This is a genomic window from Kocuria sabuli (genome assembly GCF_040981185.1).
GTDB classification, from domain to species: Bacteria; Actinomycetota; Actinomycetes; order Actinomycetales; family Micrococcaceae; genus Kocuria; species Kocuria sabuli.
In genome coordinates this window covers 238673-260355 of the sequence record NZ_JAVHZE010000003.1, presented here as the reverse complement: position 1 = coordinate 260355, position 21683 = coordinate 238673, and the positions used below count along the sequence as shown (strand labels likewise).

19 protein-coding genes are annotated in these 21683 nt (G+C 74.1%); 12 read left to right on the top strand and 7 right to left on the bottom strand.

Annotation, left to right across the window (positions count from 1 at the left end; all coding sequences use genetic code 11):
* The first annotated feature begins 78 nt into the window (after positions 1-78).
* The gene (locus RE027_RS05130) at positions 79-1635 is read left to right on the top strand and encodes an RNA polymerase sigma factor (protein ID WP_368807162.1); all 1557 of its coding nucleotides are present in this window, start codon (positions 79-81) and stop codon (positions 1633-1635) included.
* A gap of 151 nt (positions 1636-1786) precedes the next feature.
* Here RE027_RS05130 and RE027_RS05125 read toward each other — a convergent pair whose 3' ends face one another.
* Entirely contained in the window at positions 1787-1987 is a 201-nt protein-coding gene (locus tag RE027_RS05125) for a DUF7455 domain-containing protein (RefSeq protein WP_017834164.1), read from the bottom strand.
* A gap of 271 nt (positions 1988-2258) precedes the next feature.
* On the opposite strand from RE027_RS05125, the gene RE027_RS05120 reads away from it, so the two are divergent.
* Both RE027_RS05120 and RE027_RS05115 read left to right on the top strand, forming a co-directional pair.
* Positions 2259-4367, top strand: coding sequence for a DNA gyrase/topoisomerase IV subunit B (locus tag RE027_RS05120; RefSeq protein ID WP_368807161.1), 2109 nt, complete (start codon positions 2259-2261; stop codon positions 4365-4367).
* A 70-nt stretch (positions 4368-4437) separates the two neighbouring features.
* The gene (locus tag RE027_RS05115; RefSeq protein WP_368807160.1) at positions 4438-5490 is read left to right on the top strand and encodes a malate dehydrogenase; all 1053 of its coding nucleotides are present in this window, start codon (positions 4438-4440) and stop codon (positions 5488-5490) included.
* Positions 5491-5509: 19 nt separating this feature from the next.
* On the opposite strand, the gene RE027_RS05110 is transcribed toward RE027_RS05115, so the two are convergent.
* A complete protein-coding gene (locus tag RE027_RS05110) occupies positions 5510-8011 on the bottom strand; it encodes a DNA gyrase/topoisomerase IV subunit A (RefSeq protein WP_368807159.1) in 2502 nt (833 codons plus the stop codon).
* Between the two features lie 126 nt (positions 8012-8137).
* Between RE027_RS05110 and RE027_RS05105 the strand changes: the two genes are divergently transcribed.
* Genes RE027_RS05105 through RE027_RS05090 form a run of 4 tightly spaced genes read left to right on the top strand, consistent with a single transcriptional unit; the run spans position 8138 to position 14203 of the window.
* Positions 8138-10834, top strand: coding sequence for a bifunctional acetate--CoA ligase family protein/GNAT family N-acetyltransferase (locus RE027_RS05105; RefSeq protein WP_368807158.1), 2697 nt, complete (start codon positions 8138-8140; stop codon positions 10832-10834).
* 15 nt (positions 10835-10849) lie between these two features.
* Positions 10850-12274, top strand: coding sequence for a serine/threonine-protein kinase (locus tag RE027_RS05100; RefSeq protein ID WP_368807157.1), 1425 nt, complete (start codon positions 10850-10852; stop codon positions 12272-12274).
* Positions 12275-12320: 46 nt separating this feature from the next.
* Positions 12321-13031: a DUF5998 family protein gene (locus tag RE027_RS05095; protein ID WP_368807156.1), complete on the top strand. Its 711-nt coding sequence runs from the start codon at positions 12321-12323 to the stop codon at positions 13029-13031.
* On the top strand, positions 13028-14203 hold the full coding sequence (locus RE027_RS05090) for an alkaline phosphatase family protein (protein ID WP_368807155.1): 1176 nt from the start codon (positions 13028-13030) through the stop codon (positions 14201-14203). Before RE027_RS05095 ends, RE027_RS05090 begins: the two co-directional genes overlap by 4 nt.
* A 19-nt stretch (positions 14204-14222) precedes the next feature.
* On the opposite strand, the gene RE027_RS05085 is transcribed toward RE027_RS05090, so the two are convergent.
* On the bottom strand, positions 14223-14957 hold the full coding sequence (locus RE027_RS05085; protein WP_368807154.1) for a hypothetical protein: 735 nt from the start codon (positions 14955-14957) through the stop codon (positions 14223-14225).
* Between the two features lie 154 nt (positions 14958-15111).
* Positions 15112-16479 (bottom strand): septation protein SepH, encoded by a 1368-nt coding sequence (gene sepH / locus RE027_RS05080; protein ID WP_368807153.1) that lies wholly within the window; start codon positions 16477-16479, stop codon positions 15112-15114.
* A 302-nt stretch (positions 16480-16781) separates the two neighbouring features.
* Here sepH and RE027_RS05075 point away from each other — a divergent pair, with 302 nt between their 5' ends.
* On the top strand, positions 16782-17084 hold the full coding sequence (locus RE027_RS05075) for a DUF4193 domain-containing protein (protein WP_368807152.1): 303 nt from the start codon (positions 16782-16784) through the stop codon (positions 17082-17084).
* Between the two features lie 101 nt (positions 17085-17185).
* On the opposite strand, the gene RE027_RS05070 is transcribed toward RE027_RS05075, so the two are convergent.
* Positions 17186-17707, bottom strand: coding sequence for a DUF3093 domain-containing protein (locus RE027_RS05070; protein WP_368807151.1), 522 nt, complete (start codon positions 17705-17707; stop codon positions 17186-17188).
* Positions 17708-17818: 111 nt separating this feature from the next.
* Between RE027_RS05070 and dut the strand changes: the two genes are divergently transcribed.
* The 4 genes from dut (at position 17819) to RE027_RS05050 (ending at position 20206) form a co-directional block, all read left to right on the top strand.
* Complete coding sequence (gene dut / locus RE027_RS05065; RefSeq protein WP_387919979.1) at positions 17819-18247, top strand: dUTP diphosphatase; 429 nt, start codon at positions 17819-17821, stop codon at positions 18245-18247.
* Between the two features lie 66 nt (positions 18248-18313).
* Positions 18314-19045 carry a DUF3710 domain-containing protein gene (locus RE027_RS05060; RefSeq protein WP_368807148.1) on the top strand — a complete coding sequence of 244 codons (732 nt, stop codon included), beginning with the start codon at positions 18314-18316 and terminating at the stop codon, positions 19043-19045.
* Between the two features lie 3 nt (positions 19046-19048).
* Entirely contained in the window at positions 19049-19453 is a 405-nt protein-coding gene (locus RE027_RS05055; RefSeq protein WP_368807147.1) for a hypothetical protein, read from the top strand.
* 30 nt (positions 19454-19483) lie between these two features.
* On the top strand, positions 19484-20206 hold the full coding sequence (locus RE027_RS05050; RefSeq protein ID WP_368807146.1) for a DUF3159 domain-containing protein: 723 nt from the start codon (positions 19484-19486) through the stop codon (positions 20204-20206).
* Positions 20207-20246: 40 nt separating this feature from the next.
* On the opposite strand, the gene RE027_RS05045 is transcribed toward RE027_RS05050, so the two are convergent.
* Both RE027_RS05045 and RE027_RS05040 read right to left on the bottom strand, forming a co-directional pair.
* Positions 20247-20930 (bottom strand): potassium channel family protein, encoded by a 684-nt coding sequence (locus RE027_RS05045; RefSeq protein ID WP_368807145.1) that lies wholly within the window; start codon positions 20928-20930, stop codon positions 20247-20249.
* Entirely contained in the window at positions 20930-21676 is a 747-nt protein-coding gene (locus RE027_RS05040) for a potassium channel family protein (protein ID WP_368807144.1), read from the bottom strand. The genes RE027_RS05045 and RE027_RS05040 overlap by 1 nt, the downstream gene beginning before the upstream one ends.
* Between the last annotated feature and the right edge of the window lie 7 nt (positions 21677-21683).

Below are 21683 nucleotides of genomic sequence, written 5' to 3'. Positions count from 1 at the left end.
CCGGAGCACGGACTTGACAGGGTCATAGGCGTGTTGCCCCGAGGGCGGGCGCCGTGACCGTTCAACGAAAGGCTCTCAGTGTCACCTTCCGCCAGCAAGAAGACGACGGACACCGCCGCCGAGGCTCCGGACACCGGGGACGCTCGGTCGCCGTCCGGCACCGCGGGCACGTCGCCGCGGGCGAAGACCGCCGCCGCGAAGTCCACCGCGGCCAAGAAGACCGTGGCGGCCAAGAAGACCACGGCCACGAAGTCCACCGCCACGAAGTCCACCGCCGCGAAGTCCACCGCCACGAGGTCGGCCGCGCCGAAGGCGGCACCGGCCGGGGCCACGAAGCCGGCTCCCGCCCGGTCGGCGGCGACCCGTACCGCCGCGGACGGGACGCCCGTGCCCGCCGCCGGCCCCGGAGAGGAGAAGGCGCCGGCCGCCAAGAAGCCCGCGGCCCGGAAGAAGGCCGCCCCCAAGAAGAAGACGGACCAGGACGTCACGGCCGAGCTCGAGGACGACGTCGAGGTCACCGACGACGCGGACCTCGAGACGGGCCTGACCGACGAGGCCGGGGTCGTCGAGCCCGCCGTGGACGAGGACGACGAGGCCGAGGAGCCGGCGGCGCCCGAGGACGAGGCCGCGGCGCCCGTGCGCAAGGACGAGAAGACCTCCGGCTTCGTCATCACCGCCAACGACGACGACGACGCGCCGGCGCAGCAGGTCGTCTCGGCCGGCGCGACCGCCGACCCCGTCAAGGACTACCTGAAGCAGATCGGCAAGGTCGCCCTGCTGAACGCCGAGCAGGAGGTCGACCTGGCCCTGCGGATCGAGGCGGGCCTCTACGCCGAGCACAAGCTCGCCGACGAGAAGGAGAGCCTGGACCCGCAGACCCGCAAGGAGCTGCGCTGGGTGATCCACGACGGCAAGCGGGCCAAGAACCACCTGCTCGAGGCCAACCTGCGCCTGGTCGTCTCCCTGGCCAAGCGCTACACCGGGCGCGGCATGCTCTTCCTGGACCTCATCCAGGAGGGCAACCTCGGGCTCATCCGCGCGGTGGAGAAGTTCGACTACACCAAGGGCTTCAAGTTCTCCACGTACGCCACGTGGTGGATCCGCCAGGCCATCACCCGCGCCATGGCCGACCAGGCCCGCACCATCCGCATCCCGGTGCACATGGTCGAGGTCATCAACAAGCTCGCCCGCGTCCAGCGGCAGATGCTGCAGGACCTGGGCCGGGAGCCCACCCCGGAGGAGTTGGCCAACGAGCTCGACATGACCCCCGAGAAGGTCGTCGAGGTGCAGAAGTACGGCCGCGAGCCGATCTCCCTGCACACCCCGCTGGGCGAGGACGGCGACTCCGAGTTCGGCGACCTGATCGAGGACTCGGAGGCCGTGGTCCCGGCCGACGCCGTGAGCTTCACGCTCCTGCAGGAGCAGCTGCACTCCGTCCTGGACACCCTGTCCGAGCGGGAGGCCGGCGTCGTGGCGATGCGCTTCGGCCTCACGGACGGCCAGCCCAAGACCCTCGACGAGATCGGCAAGGTCTACGGGGTGACCCGTGAGCGCATCCGGCAGATAGAGTCCAAGACGATGTCCAAGCTGCGCCACCCGTCCCGCTCGCAGGTGCTGCGCGACTACCTCGACTGACCGGACGCCCCTGTCCCGGATCCGCCCGGGACAGGGGCCCGGCAGCGGCACCGCGTCCCGGCGTGGTGGCCGCGGCCGGACGTGCAGAAGGGCCCCGACACCAGGTGTCGGGGCCCTTCTCGCGTCGGGCGCTCGGCCTGGAGCGCCCGGCTCAGGAACCGATCCGCTCCGTCTCGTCCTGCCAGGTGGCCGCCAGGGGCCGCAGCTTCTGCTCGTTCTTGCGCGCGTGGTGAGCGCAGAAGAGAAGCTCACCGCCCGTCGACTCGAGGATCACTCGGACGTAGGCCTGGGCGCCGCACGCGTCGCAGCGGTCGGTCGCATTGAGTTCTCGGCTTTCCAATGTTGCGTTCACGGGATCCTCCTCCTGTGTCGTACGCGGTGCACGGAGGCCGCAGACCGCCGATGCAGGTACCCGGGGTCACGTGGACGCTTCGGGGTACTGCTACATACAACCACGACCGTCGGACATTCGATCCCGCGGGGGACGTTTTTTCGCCCGGGGCGTAGGCCCCGGCGCGGGTCGCCGGTGCGGGCCCCGGCGGGGCCCCCGCCCCGGCCCAGGGTGTCCGCCGCCCCGACTACAGTGGTGGGGAATCCCACCGTCCCCCAGGAGTCGTATCCCCGTGACACCGTCCCGTTCCGAGTACAACGCCCGCCACCTCTCCGTCCTCGAGGGCCTCGAAGCCGTCCGGAAGCGGCCCGGCATGTACATCGGCTCCACCGACTCCCGCGGGCTCATGCACTGCGTGTGGGAGATCATCGACAACTCCGTGGACGAGGCCCTCGCCGGGTACGGCCACCAGATCACGGTGATCCTGCACGCCGACGGCGCCGTGGAGGTGCACGACGACGGCCGCGGCATCCCCATCGACATCGAGCCGCGCACCGGGCTGAGCGGCGTGGAGGTCGTGTTCACGAAGCTGCACGCGGGCGGGAAGTTCGGCGGCGGCTCCTACAGCGCCTCCGGCGGCCTGCACGGCGTCGGCGCCTCCGTGGTCAACGCCCTCTCCGCCCGCCTGGACGTGCAGGTGGACCGGGGCGGGAAGACCCACCAGATGTCGTTCCGCCACGGCGAGCCGGGCCGCTTCCTCGACAAGGGCCGGCCGTCCCCGCACGCCCCCTTCGAGCCGTTCGTGGAGGGTTCGGTGCTCGACGTCGTGGGCAAGGCCAAGCGCGGCGTCACCGGGACCCGGATCCGCTACTGGGCCGACGAGCAGATCTTCACCACGGACGCCCGGTTCAGCTACGAGGAGCTGGCCAAGCGCGCCCGCCAGACGTCCTTCCTGATCCCGGGACTGCGCATCACCGTGCGCGACCAGCGCGGCCTGCCGGGCACCCCGGGGGAGTTCGGCGCCCATGAGGAGGTCTTCCAGCACGACGGCGGGATCTCCGAGTTCGTGGAGTACCTCGCCGCCGACAGCTCCGTCACGGACGTGTGGCGCTTCCAGGGCGAGGGCCGGTTCACGGAGACGGTCCCCGTCCTGGACGAGAACGGCCGCTCGAAGCTCACCGAGGTGGACCGCACGTGCGAGGTGGACGTCGCCCTGCGCTGGGGGATCGGCTACGACACGTCCCTGCGCTCGTTCGTGAACATCATCGCGACGCCCAAGGGCGGCACCCACCAGGCCGGGTTCGAGGCCGCCCTGCTCAAGACGTTCCGCAAGCAGATCGAGGCCAACGCCCGCAAGCTCAAGCCGGGCAACGACAAGGTGGAGAAGGACGACGTCCTGGCCGGTCTCACGGCCGTGCTGACCGTGCGGCTGGCCGAGCCCCAGTTCGAGGGCCAGACCAAGGAGATCCTCGGCACCCCGGCCGTGCGCCAGATCGTGAACCGGGTGATCGAGAAGGAGCTGACGGCCAAGCTCACGTCCACCGCCCGGAACGACAAGCAGCAGGCCGGCCAGCTGCTGGAGAAGGTCGTGGCCGAGATGAAGTCGCGCGTCTCCGCCCGGGTGCACAAGGAGACGCAGCGGCGCAAGAACGCCCTGGAGACGTCCTCCATGCCGGCCAAGCTGGTCGAGTGCCGCTCCAACGACGTCGAGCGCTCGGAGCTGTTCATCGTGGAGGGCGACTCCGCCCTGGGCACGGCCCGGCTGGCCCGGTCCTCCAACTACCAGGCCCTGCTGCCGATCCGCGGCAAGATCCTCAACGTGCAGAAGGCCTCCCTCACCGACATGCTCGCCAACGCCGAGTGCGCGGCGCTGATCCAGGTGATCGGCGCGGGCTCGGGCCGGACCTTCGACCTCACCGCCGCCCGCTACGGCAAGGTCATCATGATGACGGACGCCGACGTCGACGGCGCGCACATCCGCACCCTGCTGCTCACGCTGTTCTACCGCTACATGCGCCCGCTCGTGGAGGCCGGGCGGGTCTACGCCGCCGTGCCGCCGCTGCACCGGGTGGAGATCGTCAACCCGGGCGGCAAGGCCAACGAGACGATCTACACCTACTCCGAGCGGGAGCTCGCCGACCTGCTCGGGCGGCTGGAGACGGAGGGGCGCCGGTACAAGGAGCCCATCCAGCGCTACAAGGGCCTGGGCGAGATGGACGCCGACCAGCTCGCGGAGACGACCATGGACGTCCGGCACCGGATGCTGCGCCGGATCCGGGTCGAGGACGCCGAGGCCGCCGAGCACGCGTTCTCCCTGCTGATGGGCTCCCAGGTGGCCCCGCGCAAGGACTTCATCATCGAGGGCGCCACCCAGCTGGACCAGGAGCGGATCGACGCCTGAGCCCCGCCCGCGACCCGGGCGGGGCCACTACGCTGGGCAGGGACGACCGTCCCCGAGGAAGGACCCCGGCATGACCGACTCCAGCCCGCACCCCCGCCCCGACGGACCGCGCCGGACCCGCCCCGCGACCGTCACCGTCACCGGCGCCGCCGGGCAGATCGGCTACGCCACGGTGTTCCGGGCCGCGGCCGGCGACCTCCTCGGCCCCGGCACGCCGATCCGCCTGCACCTGCTCGAACTGCCGCAGGCGCGGCGGGCGGCGGAGGGCACGGCCCTGGAGCTCCAGGACGGCGCGTTCCCGCTGCTCGAGGGCGTGGAGGTCTTCGACGACGCCGACGCCGCCTTCGACGGGGCCTCGGTGGGCCTGCTCATCGGGGCCCGTCCCCGCTCACGGGGCATGGAGCGCGCCGACCTGCTCGAGGCCAACGCCGGGATCTTCTCGGTGCAGGGGCGGGCCGTCAACCGGGGCGCGGCGGAGGACTTCCGGGCGGTCGTGGTCGGCAACCCCGCGAACACCAACGCCTACATCGCCGCCTCCCACGCCCCGGACGTCCCGCGCGAGCGCTTCACCGCCCTCACCCGGCTCGACCACCACCGGGCGGTCGCGCAGCTGGCCGCGGCCACGGGAGCGCGCGTGGCCGAGATCGAGGGCGTGGCGATCTGGGGCAACCACTCCGCGAGCCAGTACCCGGACCTGACCCACGCCACGGTCGCCGGCCGCCCGGCCCTGGAGGTGCTGGCCGGGAAGGGCCTCGACCTGGACTGGGTGGACCACACCCTCATCCCGCGCGTCGCAGGGCGCGGCGCGGAGATCATCGACGTGCGCGGCGGGTCCTCCGTGGCCTCGGCGGCCCACGCCGCCCTGTGCCACGTGCGCGACTGGGTACTGGGCACCCCGGGGGACGCGTGGACGTCCATGGCGGTGCCCTCCGACGGCTCCTACGGCGTGCCGGAGGGCCTCGTCAGCTCGTTCCCCGTCGTCTGCCGGGACGGGCGCGCCGGGATCGTCCCGGACCTGGAGCTCGACGAGTTCTCGCGGTCCCGGCTCGAGCGCTCCGTGCGGGAGCTCGAGGAGGAGCGGGACGCCGTGCAGCAGCTCGGGCTGGTCGGCCCCCGGCGCTGAAGGCCCCCGGGCCGGGGACTCAGGAGTAGGCCGGGCCCACCGCGTCGATCGCCTGGTCGGTGGCCACCCCGGAGCCGTCCCGGCTGCCGTGCTCCGTGGGCAGGGCCCGGGCCACGCCCGTGGCGGAGACGGCCTTGGCGGGACCGTGCCCCGCCCAGGCGAGGGTCAGCCCGGTCTCGCCCTTCAGGAACCGGTGGGCGCGCACCCCTCCGGTGGCCCGGCCCTTGGGCGGGTACTCGGCGAAGGGCGTGACCTTCACCGAGTACCGGGACATCCCGGGCAGCACCTCGTCCGCCCGCGCCACCGTCACGACCACCGGCGTCTCGTCGGCGGCTCCCACGGTCCCGAAGAACAGCACGGCGTCGCCCGCGGCGAGCTTGATCCCCGCGACGCCACCGGCGGTGCGGCCCTGGGGGCGCACCGCCGCCGCCTCGAAGTGCAGCAGCTTCCCCTCGCGGGTCACGAACACCAGCTCGTCGTCCTCGGCCGAGGACTCGGCGAGGCCGACGACCTCGTCGCCGTCCTTGAGCGTGATGACCTCCCACTCCCCGCGGTTGAGGGGGTACTCCGGGTTGACGCGCTTGACCACGCCGTTGCGCGTGCCCAGGGCGAGCACCGCCCCGAGCGGTGCCAGGCCCACGAGCCGCTCGCCCCGGCCCAGCGTGAGGAACTCCTTGACCGGCACGCCGTCGCCGAGCTTGGGGGTGCCCTCGAACGCGGTCAGCACGGGCACGTCCATCACCTGGACGCGGAGCATCCGACCGGACGAGGTGACGGCCCCGATCTCCGAGCGCGCGGTGGCGGACACCACGGAGGCCAGGGCGTCGTGCTTGATCCGCCGCGGGGGATCCACCAACGGGTCCCGGGAGGACGTGCGGGCGAGCTGGCCGGAGGTGGAGAGGAAGACCCAGCACGGGTCGTCGGCGATCTCCAGGGCGAGACCCCCGCTGCCGCCCCGGCCCGGGGCGGGCGCCGCGGCGGCCGCGGCCGGACCGGGCAGCGCCTCGGACTCGAGCAGCGCGGTGCGCCGGTCGTCGCCGTGCACCGCGGCGACCTCGGCGAGCTCCGCGGAGACGAGCGCCCGCAGCCGGGAGTCCGAGGCGAGGACCTCCTCCAGCTCGGCGATCTCCCCGCGCAGCTCCTCCTGCTCCTTCTCGAGCTCGATCCGGGAGTACCGGGTGAGCTGGCGCAGGCGCAGCTCCAGGATGTGGTCGGCCTGGACCCGGGTGAGGTCGTAGGCGCCCATGAGCCGTTCCCGGGCCGCGGCGGTCTCGTCGGACGAGCGGATGATCCGGATGACCTCGTCGATGTCGACGATCGCCACGAGCAGGCCCTGCACCAGGTGCAGGCGGTCGCGCCGCTTGGCCAGCCGGTAGCCCGTGCGCCGCCGGACCACGGAGAGCCGGTGCTCCACGTAGACCCGCAGCAGCTCGAGCAGGCCCATGGTGCGGGGCCGCCCGTCCACGAGCGCCACGTTGTTGATCCCGAAGGAGTCCTCCATCGGCGTGTACTTGTACAGCTGCTGGAGCACCGCCTGGGGGTTGAAGCCGTTCTTGACCTCGATGACCAGGCGCAGGCCGTTCTTGCGGTCGGTGAGGTCCACGACGTCGGAGACGCCCTGCAGCTTCTTCGCCTGCGCGGCCTCCTTGATCTTCTCGGTGACCTTCTCCGGGCCCACCATGTAGGGCAGCTCGGTGACGACGATGCCCTGCTTGCGCGGGGTGACCTGCTCGATCGAGACCTTCGCCCGGGTCCGGAAGGACCCCCGCCCGGTGCGGTAGGCGTCCCGGATCCCGTCGAGGCCCACGATCCGCCCGCCGGAGGGCAGGTCCGGACCGGGGACGAAGCGCATGAGCTCCTCGAGGGTCGCCTCGGGGTGCTCCACGAGGTGGCGGGCCCCGGCCACGACCTCGCGCAGGTTGTGCGGGGCCATGTTCGTGGCCATGCCCACCGCGATGCCCGACGAGCCGTTGACCAGCAGGTTCGGGAACGCCGCGGGCAGCACGCCCGGCTGGAAGAACTGGTTGTCGTAGTTGGGCACGAAGTCGACGACGTCCTCGTCGAGGTCGGCCGTCAGCGCGAGGGCGGCGGGCGCCATCCTGGCCTCCGTGTAGCGGGAGGCGGCGGGGCCGTCGTCGAGGGAGCCGAAGTTGCCGTGCCCGTCCACCAGCGGCAGGCGCATCGCGAAGGACTGGGAGAGGCGGACCATCGCGTCGTAGATCGCGGAGTCCCCGTGCGGGTGCAGCTTGCCCATCACCTCGCCCACCACGCGGGCGCTCTTGACGTGGCCGCGGTCCGGGCGCAGCCCCATCTGGTTCATCATGAACAGGATGCGGCGCTGGACGGGCTTGAGCCCGTCCCGGGCGTCCGGCAGGGCGCGGGAGTAGATGACGGAGTAGGAGTACTCGAGGAAGCTCGTCTCCATCTCGGAGGTCACGTCGATGTCGACGATGTTCTCCCGGAAGTCGGCGGGCAGCTCGTCCTCGGCGGACGGGTGGGAGGACGCACGGCGTCGGGCCATCAAAGCGGGGGGTCCTTCGGTCGGGGATCGGCCCGGGCGGACCCGGCGACTCGACGGGCGAGATCGCGCGGGGACGCACCGGGACGCACCGTTGACGGTGCGGGTTTGTCTACTAGCCTGAAGTCTATGGTTCCAGAGACCGCAGACACGGAAGACGCCGGCCGGTACCCCGCGTACTGGGAGGCTGACGTGATCCTGCGCGACGGCGCGACGGCGCACCTGCGCCCGATCGCCCCGGAGGACCGCGACGCCCTGCTGGCGTTCCACCAGTCGCAGTCCGAGAACACCATCTACCTCCGCTTCTTCTCCTACAAGCCCACCCTCTCCGCGCGCGAACTGGACCGCTTCACCCGGGTCGACCACAAGGACCGCGTCTGCTTCGTGCTGCTGCTGGGGGAGCAGATCATCGGGGTGGGCCGCTACGACCGCACGGACGATCCCCACGACGCCGAGGTCGCGTTCATGATCTCCGACGCCCACCAGGGCCGGGGGATCGGCTCCGTCCTCCTGGAGCACCTCGCCGCCGCGGCCCGGGAGAACGGGATCGACCACTTCTCCGCCGAGGTGCTCCCCGAGAACCGCAAGATGCTCCGCGTGTTCGCGCAGGCCGGCTACGAGCTGTCCCGCCGCTTCGACGACGGCGTGGTCGTGGTCGGCTTCGACATCGACCCCACCGAGAAGTCGCTGGCCGTGATGGCCGCGCGGGAGCACCGGGCGGAGGCCCGCTCGATCGCGGACCTCGTCTCCCCCTCCTCGATCGCGGTGATCGGCGCGTCACGGGACCCCGGCCACGCCGGGCACGCCCTCGTCGAGCACCTGCTCGCCTCCGGTTTCGCGGGCCGGCTGAGCGGGGTGAGCCCCACGCCCTTCGAGCGCGAGGGCATGACCCACGCCACCTCGATCGGCGCGGTCGCCGACGGCGTGGACCTCGCCGTGATCGCCGTGCCCGTCGACCAGGTCGCCGACGTCGTGGACCAGTGCGGGGCGGCCGGGGTGCGCGCCGTCGTCGTGGTCACCGGGGGCTACGCCGAGGCGGGTGCGGAGGGCCAGGCCCGGCAGACCGAGCTCGTGCGCCGGGCCCGCTCCCACGGCATGCGCCTGGTCGGGCCGGCGAGCCTCGGGCTGTACAGCACGGCCCCGGAGTGCCGCTTCAACGCCTCGGTGCTGCCCGCGACGCCCCGCGAGGGCCCGCTGGGGCTGTTCAGCCAGTCCGGGGCCATCGGGATGATGCTCAACGCCGCCGCGCTGCGGCACGACGTGGGCGTGTCCACCTACCTCTCCGCCGGCAACCGCGCGGACGTCTCCGGCAACGACATGATGCAGTACTGGGAGGACGACGCCGCGACCCGCGCCTGCGGGCTCTACCTGCAGTCCGTGGGCAACCCGCGCAAGTTCTCCCGCATCGCCCGCCGGCTGTCCCTGACCAAGCCCGTGATCGTGGCCAAGAGCGAGGTCACCGGGGTGCGGCTGCCCCCCGGCCACACCGGGCGCACCACCCAGGCGCCGCCGGGCGCCCTCGACGCGATGTTCCGGCAGGCCGGGGTGATCCGCGCCGACACCAGCGAGCACCTCATGGACGTGGCCGGCATCCTCGCCGGTCAGCCCCTGCCCGCCGGGCCGCGCACGGCGCTCGTCTCCAACGCCCTCGCGCTGGGCCAGCTCATGGAGGACCGGTGCACGCAGCTGGGCCTGGAGACCGCCGTGACCGAGGCGTCCGTGCGGACCACCGAGGGCGGGGACGGCGCCCTCGAGGCCCTGCGCGCCGCGGTCGCCCGCAGCCTCGGCGCCGACACCGTCGACGCCGCGGTGGTCACTCTCATGCCGATCCCGGGCACCACCCCGCAGCAGGTCGCGGAGGTCGTGGGACGGGCGGGCCGCGAGCTCGGCAAGACGGTGGTCGTCGCCTTCACCGGCAGCACCGAGCCGGGCGCGGCCTCCGTCCTCCACCACGCCGACGACGGCCTGGACGTGCCCTGCTTCGACTCGCCAGGGGCGGCCCTGCGCGCGCTGGCCAAGGTCGTGGACTACACCCGGTGGCGCGCCCAGGACCAGGGTCGCTTCGCCGAGCCGCCGGGGATCGACGCGGAGGCGGCCGAGACCTTCGTGGAGACGATGCTGCCCCGGGTGCCCGGCGACGGGCTGCTCGAGCTGGACGCCGACCGGGCGCGGACGCTGCTGAGCAGCTACGGGATCGGACTGCTGCCCAGCGCACGGTTCACCGACCCGGCGGACGCGCTCGCCGCCGCCGAGCGGCTGGGCTACCCGGTGGCGCTGAAGACCACCGACCCCAACCTGCGGCACCGGCTGGACCTCGGCGGCGTGCAGCTCAACATCCAGGACGGGGAGCAGCTGCGGGCGGCGATCTCCACCATGCACCGGACCCTCGCCGCCTTCGGGTCCTTCGACCTCGAGGTCCAGTCCATGGCGCCCACGGGCCAGGCCGTGGTGGTCCGCGCCATCGAGGACCCGCTGATCGGTCCCGTGGTCTCCTTCGGGATGGTCGGGGACGCGGTGAACCTCCTGGAGGACTGGGCCCACCGGGTCCCGCCGCTGACGGACCAGGACGTGCGGCGGATGGTCCGGGAGCCCAAGGCCTCCCGGAAGCTCTTCGGCTACCAGGGGGTCCCCGCCGCGGACGTGGACCGGCTCGAGGACCTCGTCGCGCGGGTGGCCCTGCTCAAGGACCGGCACCCCGAGATCGCCCGTGTGGAGCTCAACCCCGTCCTGCTCTCGAGCGACTCCCTCACCGTGCTCGGCGCGTCGGTGGGGCTCGGCAACCCGCGGCAGCGGACGGACAGCGCTCGCCGGGCGATGCGCAGCTAGGCGGATCCGGACCTCGTGGCGGACACCATAGCCGGCCGGTACACCCTCATCGACCCCATCGCGCGCGGCGGGAGCGGCTCCGTCTGGCGCGCGTGGGACGGCCGGCTCCAGCAGCTGTGCGCCGCCAAGGTGCTGCGCCAGCGGGACTCCGCGGACCTGCTCCGGTTCGCCCGCGAGCAGTCGGTGAAGCTGGACCACCCCCACGTGCTCGCCCCGTACGGCTGGGCCGCCGAGGACGCGCACGTGGTCATCGCCATGCCGCTGATCCACGGCGGGACCCTCGAGTCCGCCCTGCTGGACAACGGGGCCGCCTCGGCGCAGCTGACCGAGGAGGTCCTGGCCCAGCTGCTGCGGGCTCTGCAGTTCGTGCACGCCCAGGGGTGGGTGCACCGGGACGTGAAACCGGGCAACCTCATGCTCGACAGCACGGGCACCGGCCGGCCCCACGTGTTCCTCTCCGACTTCGGCATCGCCGTGCGCGTGCAGGACGCGCGGCTGACCCGGACGGGCACCGTCGTGGGCACCCCCGGCTACCTGCCGCCGGAGGTCTACGGCCTCGCCGACCCGGACCCCGCGCAGGACCTCTACGCGGCGGGGATCACCGCGCTGCGGATGCTGGATCCCGCCCTCGAGCCGGAGGGCAGCCTCGGGCCCAACGACGCGCGCGCGGTCGTGGGGGAGCAGGGCGACCTGGCGGAGCACCTCGCGGCCCTGCTGACCCCCGACCCGGCGCTGCGCCGCGACGCGGCGGTGTCCGTGCTGGACGCGCTCACCGCGGGCGCGGCCGGGCGCACCTTCGCCCCGGCCCTGACCCGTGACGGGGAGCCGTTCGAGGTCTTCGACGTCCTCGACCCGCTGCCGGAGCCCTGGGCCAGCCGGGTGCTGAACGGCTGGGACGGCCCGGGCGGCGGCGGGGCGGAGACGCCCTCCCCGGGCGACCGAGCACCGGGCGCCGAGGACGGTGGCCCCGACACCGTGGCCCCGGCCGCCACGACTCCGGCCGCCGTGACCCCGGACCCCGGCGGCCCGGTCACCGTGGCCGCCGCGGCCGGCCGCGACGGGCACGGCCGCGCCACCGGAGCGGCACCGTCGCGGGCGCACTCCGCCCCGGGGAGTGCCCGGACCACAGGTGCTGCGGCCTCGACGACGGAGACCTTCCTCGCCCCGCCGGACGGGGCCGCGCCATCGCGGCGGCGCGGCGGCGCGCTGAGGGGACTGCTCGCGGCCCTCGCCGGGGTGACGGTCCTGGTCGGCGGCTACCTGGCGCTCGACGTCCTGGGGCTCGCGGAGCAGGTGTCCGCCCCCACCGGCACGCCCTCGGTGTCCCGGGACGCGGAGCCCACGCCGAGCGCCACTCCCGAGGAGACACCGGTGCAGCTGGAGGAGGTGTGCGAGGACATCGGCGGCGGCGAGCAGAGCTGCTCCTTCCGCGTGCCCTGACGGCCGGTGTTGGGCGAGGACGCCGACGTGGGGGAAAATGGTCCCCATGACGTATTCAGGTGAGCGCGGCCAGCGGCTGGTCGAGGACATCAACAAGGCCGGCTTCTACCCGCAGCTGGTGATCGACGTGGTCCAGGACTCCCTGGACGGCCGGTCCCCGGTCTCCCACCTCGTGCAGCTGGAGACGCACATCGACCGGACCGAGGTGCACCGCCACATCACCGTGCTCGTGCTGGCCGAGGACGTCCTGCACGTCACGCACGTGGACGACGAGGAGTTCGACGAGAGCGGCCGCGACGTGGTCGCCCGGGTCTCGACCGAGACGGTGGGGATCTCCCAGATCCGCTCCGTCACGCTCAGCTACTCGTACTACCAGCCGGCCAACTACCGGCCGGACAGCCCCATCTCCGAGGTGACCTTGGCGATCGCGTGGACCGGGACGCTGCACGTCGACCTGGCGCCGGCCCTGTGCGACGACCCGCAGTGCCAGGCCGACCACGGCTACACCGGCACGGCCTCCCGGGAGGACATCGTGCTGCGGATCAGCGCGGAGGCGGACGGACCGGCCGCCGTCGAGGGGGCGCGGGAGTTCGCCCGCACGCTGCGCCGCGCCAACCTCTCCCCGCTCACCGACGGCGCCCAGATCGCCCAGCCGGCGCACGGCCGCGTGCCCGCCCCGCGGCGGACGTCCGCGACGACCCCGCGCCCGCGGTTCACCGACCGGTTCACCGGCCGGGACGGCGGCGCCGCCCGATGAGGGCGGTCCAGGACGTCCTGCCCGGTCTGCCCGCCGACCTGCCGAAGCCTCCGCGCTACGGACAGCGCACCGTCGCGGAGGTCCTGTCCTCGGCCGCCGGGTCCCTGGGCGTGCCCGGCTTCGAGGACGTGCTGGGGCTGCCCGCCGCACGCCGCGTCGTCGTCGTGCTCGTCGACGGCCTCGGGCGCGCCCAGCTGCGCGCCCGCGCCGGGCACGCCCCGACCCTGGCCGGTGCCACGAACCTGGCCACCCTGGACGCCGCGTTCCCCACGACGACGGCCTCCTCCCTCGCGTCCCTGGGCACGGGCGCCGCCCCCGGGGCGCACGGGCTCGTGGGCTACGACGTGCTCGACCCGGACCGGGACACGGTCGTGAACCAGCTCGGCGGCTGGGACGCCGCCGTGGACCCCCACACGTGGCAGCCGCTGCCCACGGTGCTGGAGAGCGCGGCCGAGCACGTCGACGTGGTGACCGTCAGCCGGCACAAGTTCGCCGACTCCGGGCTCACCAACGCCGCTCTGCGCGGGGGGCGGTTCGTGGCCGCCGAGGGACCCGCGGCACGCGTCAGCACCGCCCTGGACCAGCTCGCCGCGGGCCGGGACGCCCTCATGTACTTCTACTGGGACGAGCTCGACCGGACCGGGCACGCCAAGGGCTGGGAGTCCTGGGACTGGACGGCCCAGCTCGAGGAGCTCGAGGCGTCCCTGCGCCGCTTCGTCTCCCGCGTCCCCGCCGGCACCACCGTCCTGGTGACCGGCGACCACGGCATGGTGGACGTGCCCGTGGACGCGCGCGTCGACGTCTCCGGGGTGCCCGGGCTGCTCGACGGCGTCCGCCACACGGCGGGCGAACCGCGCATGGTGCAGCTGCACCTCGAGCCGGACGCGACGGCGCCGGACGTGCAGGCGCTCGTGGCGGCCTGGCGGGAGCAGTTCGGCTCCCGGGTCTGGCTGTTCTCCCGGGAGGCGGCCCTCGCGGCCGGCTACTTCGGGCCTCCCGGGCTGGTGCGCGAGACCGTGCGCGCCCGGATCGGCGACCTCCTGGTCGCGGCCAAGGACCCGCTCGCGCTGTTCGACCTGAGCAGGCTCCGGCCCAGCGTCCTGTCGATGGTGGGCCAGCACGGCTCGCTCACGCGGGCCGAGCGGGAGGTGCCGCTGCTGCGCCTGGCCTGAGCGGCCGGGCGCCGCACGGTCAGGGGGAGCCGGGGAAGTCCTCGTCGGCGTTGTCCGCAGGCGTCTCCCCGGCCGCCGCCTGGTCGGCGAGTTCGTCCTCGGGCGCCTCCTCGGGCACGTCCTCGGCGTCGTCCGGCACGTCCGGGGCGGGGCTGCCGGTGCCCGGCGCCGGGCTCTCGGCCGGAGCAGCGGGGGCCGGGGCGACGGGTGCGGGGGCCGGGGCGACCGGTGCCGGGGGCGCGGGGGCCGGTGCGACCGGGGCCGGTGGCACCGGTGCCGGAGCCGGCGCCGGGGCGACGGGTGCGGGAGCCACGGGCGCGGGGGCCACGGGCGCCGGTGCGACCGGTGCCACGGGTGCCACGGGTGCCGGGGCGGCGGGCTCCGGCTCCTCGGACGGGCTCGGCGTGGGCGAGGGCGTCCGGCTCGGCGTGCGGGAAGGGGTCGGTGTGGGCGAGGCAGTGGCGGAAGGCGTGCGGGTCACCGCGGGGGCGGGGACGAACTCCCCTTCCCTGCCGGCGCCGAAGAGGTCGCGCCCCACCCCGCCGAGGTAGAGGGCACCGACCCCGGCCAGCACCACGAGCACGACCGCGCCCAGCACGAGCCCCGCGACGATCCGGCCCGGCCCGGAGCCCTGGACCGGATCAGCGAACGCCCCGGCCGCACCGCGGTCGTCCGGGACCCCGGATGTCGTCGACCCGGGGACTGCGTCGCGCTCGTCCTCGCCGAAGAGGTCGTCCTCGATCGAATTGCCCATGACCTGCTGCCCCTGACGTGGTCTCGTGCTTCCCGGCCGCGCGCAGGATGGGGGAGCGCACGAGCCCGCGGGGGCGGAGCGGCCCCTGCTGCGTGCACTCTATCCCGGGGCCGTGCGTCCCGGGGCCCGGACGGCGCGCTCCGGCGCCGGGCGATCAGTCGCCGGAGCTGCCGAAGACGATCTCGTCCCAGCTGGGAACGGAGGAGCGGGTCGAGCGGCGGGCCTTGGCGGTCCGGTTGCGCGGACGGGGCCGCTCGGGCGCGCCGCTCTCGTCCTCGGCGCCGGCCGGGCCCGAATCCGCGCTCCCGCTCTCGGTGCCGGCCGGGTCGGGGTCCGCGCTCCCGGTCTCCGCCCCGACGGCGCCCGTCGTGGCGGTGTCCGTCCCGGCGGCGTCGGTCGACGCGGACGTCTCGTTCGACGGCGCGGGCTCGGGCGCGGGCTCCCGCACGGTGTTGGCCTGTGCCGCGGCGGGCGCGGCGGCGGCACCGCGGTCCGCCGCACGCCCGGCGCCGGGGACCGGCGTCTCGCCGGACAGGTCCTCGTGCGCGCTCCCGTCGGAGTCCTCGTCCGGTGCGGCCGGCTGCGCTGCAGGGTCCCCGGCCGGGGCGGGGTCGCCGGCATCGTCGTCGGGGAACCGCGTGGCGGGCTGGAAGGGCCGGTCGAACACCGGGGTGTCCTCCGGCGCGGCGAGCGGACGGGGCCGGTGCTCGACGTGCCCCATGCCGCGGCCCAGCAGCTCGGCCAGGGCGTCGTCGCCCTCCGCGTCCTCGCCGATGCGCTGGCCCCGGCGGGCCTGCAGGACGTCGAGCAGGTCGTCAGCCTCCACGGCGGATCGGCGCAGCTGCGTGAGCTCCGGGTCGAGCCCGCCGTCCAGGAGGCCGAGGCCGGTGCCGAGCGGCGTGTCGGGGGTTCCGGGCTCGGTGAGGGCCTCGGCCCAGGGGTTGCCCGGCCGGACGCTCTGGTTCGCCGGGTTGTAGAGCCACTCGGCCTGGGGCTCGTCGTCGGACGGGGTCGCCGAGGAGTCGAGCACGGAGAACCGGGCGACCACGGTCCACAGGTGGTCCTCCCGCTGCCAGGAGTCCCACTCGAGGGACGAGGGGTCCACGCCGAGGTCGCCGGCCCGGTGGGCGACGGCCCGGCCCAGGGTGAGGGGCTCGCCCTCGAAGACCGAGTGGTAGCCCCGGTGCGCGGAGCGGTCCTCGATCTCGACCTTCTGCGCCTCGGTGGCGACGTGGGCCCGCTCGGCGAGGATCGGCCACTCGTAGCGGCGGACCCGGGAGGCCTCCCAGCCGCTCTCCGCCACGATCTCCTCGACCGTGGCGCCGCTGCGGAAACGGGCCTGGATCTCACGGGGGCCGAACTGGCCCGTGTTCCGGGGGCGGGCGCCGGCGAGCCGCCGGGCGCGCTGGACGGCCAGGCGCAGCTCCTGGTCGATCCGCAGCAGGTGGCGGGTGCCTGCCTCGTCCTCGACGACCAGGTGCTCACCGTCGTCGTGCACACCTGCCAGGCGCAACTGCTCCATGCTGTCATTCCTCCGGGGTGGTTCTCGGGTGCGCTCGCGGTCGTCGAGCGGGGAGTGCGGGGCGGGGCCGGCGGCCGCAGGCGTGGTGCCGGTGCGGCCCTGCGCCCCAATCCTACTGGCCGCCCCGCAGGGGGCGCCGGACGCGGTGCGGGAACCGCCTCGGCCGCGTGTTCGCGGGAGGGGAGCACGGTTGGATTTTTGCCCTCACATGGTGAACAATCTACGCGATACAGAGCCCGGGGGGCGGCGTGGAAGCCGCCCCGGAGCTCACCCTGGGACCCATCTTGGAGCGAAGACCGACTATGGCCACTGATTACGACGCGCCGCGCAAGCAGGACGACGAGCTCAAGGAGGACTCGATCGAGGAGCTGCAGCAGACGCGTCGCAGCGACCCCCAGTCGGCCAGCGTCGACGAGGACGAGGCCGCGGCGGCCGAGAGCTTCGAGCTCCCGGGAGCGGACCTCTCGAACGAGGAGCTCTCCGTCGTCGTGCTGCCGGCCCAGGAGGACGAGTTCACCTGCGGGTCCTGCTTCCTGGTGCGCCACCGGTCCCAGATTGCCCAGGAGAAGAACGGCGCCAAGTACTGCGTCGAGTGCGTGGGCTGAGCACCGCACCGCTCGATCCCGTCCGAGGAACGGAAGAACCCCGCCGCGACATCCGTCGCGGCGGGGTTCCTCCGTTCGGGCGCCCGGTCGGGACGCGGGGCTCAGGCGTGCCGGGCGAGCACCTCGACGACCCGCTCCGGGTGCCGCGTGGAGCTCAGCCAGTACGGGGTCGGGTCGACGGGGTCGGTGATGCGGATCCGCACCACCGGGCCCACGGACACCCGGAAGTTCATGAAGGCCCTGCCGTCGAGCTCGGGGCCGCGCACCCGGCGCACGTCCTCGCCGCGGAAGGCCTCCGCCTGGCCGACGAACCGGCGCTCGATGCGGGCCCGGCCGACCTGCAGCGACTCGTCGGTGATGACGATGGAGGTCGTGGAGGCCAGGAGCGCCACGGTGGTGCCCCCGGCGACGACGACGGCGGCCGTCCCGGCCACCCACAGGTCGACGGGCGCGAGCGCCACGAGGGCGACCAGGCCGGCGAGGAGGACGAGGAGCCACATCCACCACGCGGGGGAGAGCTTCTCCTCGTAGAGCACCTCGGCCCCCGGGACCGCGGGCGAGGAGGGGCGGGGGACACGGGGTCCGTCGGACGGTGACGCACTGGAGGAAGCAGGGTGGGACATACGTCAAGAGTCTCACGACTGCGGGCGTGGTCCGGCGCGTTAGAGTGGGGCACTGTGAACGACCAGTCGACAGGCCACCGGCCGCCGTCGGGCAACGGGCGCCCGCTCAGCATCGCGCTGCAGGCCCTCGACCCCGACCTCCCCCTGCCCCTCTACGCGAAGCCCGGCGACGCCGGCGCGGACCTGCGCTCGCGCGCGGACGTGACCCTGGGCCCCGGCGAGCGCGCCCTGGTGCCCACGGGCGTGGCCATCGCCCTGCCGGAGGGGTACGCCGGGTTCGTCCACCCGCGCTCCGGGCTCGCCGCCCGCCACGGCATCACGGTGGTCAACGCGCCGGGCACGGTGGACGCCGGCTACCGCGGGGAGATCATGGTGACGCTGCTCAACACCGACCGCGCCGAGGCCTTCCGGGTCAACCGCGGGGACCGCATCGCGCAGCTCGTCGTGCAGCGCGTCGAGCAGGCCGTCTTCGAGGTCGTCGACGCCCTGCCGGGCTCCGAGCGGGGGAGCACGGGCTTCGGCTCCAGCGGCACCGCCTGACCACGAGCTGACCCGAGAGCTGACGCCACGAGCCGGCACCGCACGCCGGCGGAGGAGAACGAGAACATGTTCGGTCGCAAGAAGAAGAAGCCGACGGCGCAGGACGCCGCGCAGCAGCAGAACGCCCCGGAGGAACGGCAGGACGGAACTGCGGAGCCGCCCGGGGAGCCGCAGGGGCCGCTGGACGTGTCCCAGCTCGAGAACCGGGACGGCTACCTCGATCTCGGGGCCCTGCTCGTGCGCGCCCGCCCCGGGCTCGGCGTGCGCCTGGAGGTCGACGAGCGGACCCAGCGCCCGCGCGCACTGGCGCTGGACCTCGCCGGCGGTTCCGTGCAGGTCCAGGCGTTCGCCGCCCCCCGGTCCGAGGGGCTGTGGGACGAGGTCCGCCGCGAGCTCGTGCAGTCCCTGCGCACGGGCAACGGGGAGCCCACGGTCGAGGAGGGGCCCTTCGGGCTCCAGGTGCTCACCCGCTTCCCGGCCACCGCCTCGGACGGGACCCAGGGGTTCCGCCTCGCGCGCTTCGTCGGCATCGACGGGCCCCGCTGGTTCGTGCGGGCCGTGTTCACGGGCACCGCCGCGGTGACGGCCGAGCCCGCCGCCGCCCTCGAGCAGGTCGTGCGCGAGCTGGTCGTGGTGCGCGGGGACCGTCCCATGCCCCCGCGGGAGCTGCTCCCGCTGACCGTCCCGGAGGGCTCCGTCCGGGCCGCCGCGCCGCCGCAGGACGGGGCCCCGGCGCAGCCGCAGGACGGGGCCGTGCGCCCGCCGCAGCGCGGGCCCGAGATCACCGAGATCGGCTGAGCCGTGGGACGCCGGCACAGCAGCTCGCCCCGCGCGACCTCGGCGACGGGAGCGATCGACGTGGTCACCGAGGAGCCCGTGTGCGCCGGGGACCTCGACCCGGCGACGGCCGCCGGCGGACGCCACCGGGTGATGGCCACGGGCCAGGTGGTCGAGGTGACCGTGCCCCCTGTGACGGGGGTGCAGAACTTCACCGCGCTGCTCGTCCCCGAGTGCGCGCAGGACCCGGGGGCGCAGGGGCGCGCCGAGCCGCGCCCGCTGCTGCTCGTGTGGCAGGGCCAGCGCAGCGTGCCCGGCGTGACCGCCGGGACGCGGCTGCGCTGCGTGGGGATCGTGAGCTTCCGGGACGGCCGCCCCACCATGTTCAACCCCCGCTACGAGATCATCGCCAAACAGGTCAGCAGATAGGACGGATCCGCCCATGAACCAGGTCGACGGATGACGCAGCCCCGGGAACCGGACGAGGCGGGCGTCGCCCCGCGCCGCGGCGGCGTGGAGGACGGGATGGCCGCCTACGCCGCCCGCTCCGGGATGCGCCGCAAGGACAACGGCCAGCTCGACGTGCTGCACGCGGTCGGCGGCTGGCGCGGCCTGGCCGAGACCGTCCTGCCGGGGTTCGTGTTCCTGGTCGTGCTGCTGGCCGGCAACACCCTGGGCGTGGCCCTGCTGGCCTCCCTCGGGACCGCGGCCGCCTTCACCGTGCTGCGCCTGGCCCAGCGCCAGAGCCTCGTCCAGGCCGCCTCCGGCGTCGTGGGCGTGGGCGTGTGCGCCCTGTTCGCCCGGGTCACCGGTGAGGCCCTGGACTACTACGTCCCCGGGTTCTGGATCAACACGGTCTCGTTCGTGGGCCTGGGGATCTCGCTGCTGGCCGGCTGGCCGCTGCTCGGTGTCTTCTACGGCTACATCCGCGGGGAGGGCACGCAGTGGCGCGACGTCCCGGTGCGCCGCCGGGCCTACCGGGTGGCCACGATGATGCTCATGGCCCTGTTCGCCGCGCGGCTGCTCGTGCAGGTGCCGCTGTACTTCGCGGAGAACCTCACCGGGCTGGGCGTGGCCCGGCTCGTCATGGGAGTGCCCCTGTACGCGCTGACCCTGTGGCTCGCCTGGCTGGTCTCCCGGCCGCCGGAGCAGATCGCCGCCGAGGAGGACGACCCCCGCTGAGGACGGCCGGGGTCGTCCTCAGCCGCAGGCCCCGCCGGGCTCAGGCCTCGTGCGGCTCGCGCTGGTCGGCGGTCGTGAACATCGCGCGCAGCTGTCCCTCGCCCGCGGCGGTGGAGACGAAGAAGAGCTGGTCCGCGCCCTCGAGCACGTCGTCCCCGGACGGGGTGATCGGCACGCCGTCGCGCAGGATCGCCACGAGGGTCACGTCCGGGGGCCACGGCACCTGGGAGACCATCGAGGCGATGACCGGGTGCTCGTGCGGGACGGTGTAGGCGGCCAGCGTGGCCCCGCCGGTCTGCAGGGTCAGCAGGCGCACGACGTCGCCCACCTCCACGGCCTCCTCCACGAGCGCGGTCATCAGCCGCGGCGTGGACACGGCGACGTCCACGCCCCACGCGTCGTCGAAGAGCCACTCGTTCTTGGGGTTGTTGACCCGGCCCACCGTGCGGGGCACCCCGAACTCGCTGCGGGCGAGCAGGGAGACCACGAGGTTCGCCTTGTCGTCGCCCGTGGCGGCGACCACGACGTCGGTCTCCTCCAGGCCGCCCTCCCGCAGGGTCGAGAGCTCGCAGGCGTCCCCGATGATCCACTGGGCGCCGCGCAGGTCGGAGCGCCCGATCACCTCGGGCTTCTCGTCGAAGATCACCACCTCGTGGTGGTGGGTGAGCAGCTCCCGGGCGATCGAGGCGCCCACGGCGCCCGCGCCCACGACGACCACGCGCATCAGTTGCCTCCCGGGTAGCTGCGGTCGGGCTCCGGCGCGTCCCCCGCCTCCCGGCGCAGGGAGTTGGCGAAGTCCAGCACCTCAGGATCGGGCGGGCGGGCGAGGATGCGGGAGACCGCCTCGACCTCGCCCGTGCGCATCATGGCGTGCACCACGTCCCCCTGCTGGTAGCTCGTGTCCGGGCCGGGCAGCACGCCCTCGCCGAAGCGCGTCACGAAGGCCACGCGCACGCCGGCGGCCTCCTCGATCGCCTCGAGGTGCAGGCCCGACCACGAGTCGTCGAGGGAGAGCTCGCCGAGCTGCAGCCGGCCCGAGGCCTCCCGGAAGTCCGCGGTGATCGACTGCTCGGGCAGGATCCGGCGCAGCGCCTGGTCGGCGCTCCAGCGCACGGCGGCCACGGTGGGGATGCCCAGGCGCTGGTAGAACTCCGCGCGCGAGGGGTCGTAGATGCGGGCCACCACGTGACGGACCTTGAACGTCTCGCGCGCGACCCGGGCCGCGATGATGTTGGAGTTGTCCCCGCTCGAGACCGCCGCGAACGCGTAGGCCTCCTCGATCCCGGCCCGGCGCAGGACCTCGCGGTCGAAGCCGAGGCCGGTGACCTTCTTGCCCTCGAACGACTTGCGCAGCCGCCGGAAGGCCCGGTCGTCCTGGTCGATCACCGCGACGGTGTGCCCCGCGTCCTCGAGGGCGTGGGCGACCATCACGCCGACGCGCCCCACTCCCATGATCACGAAATGCGCCATGCTCTCA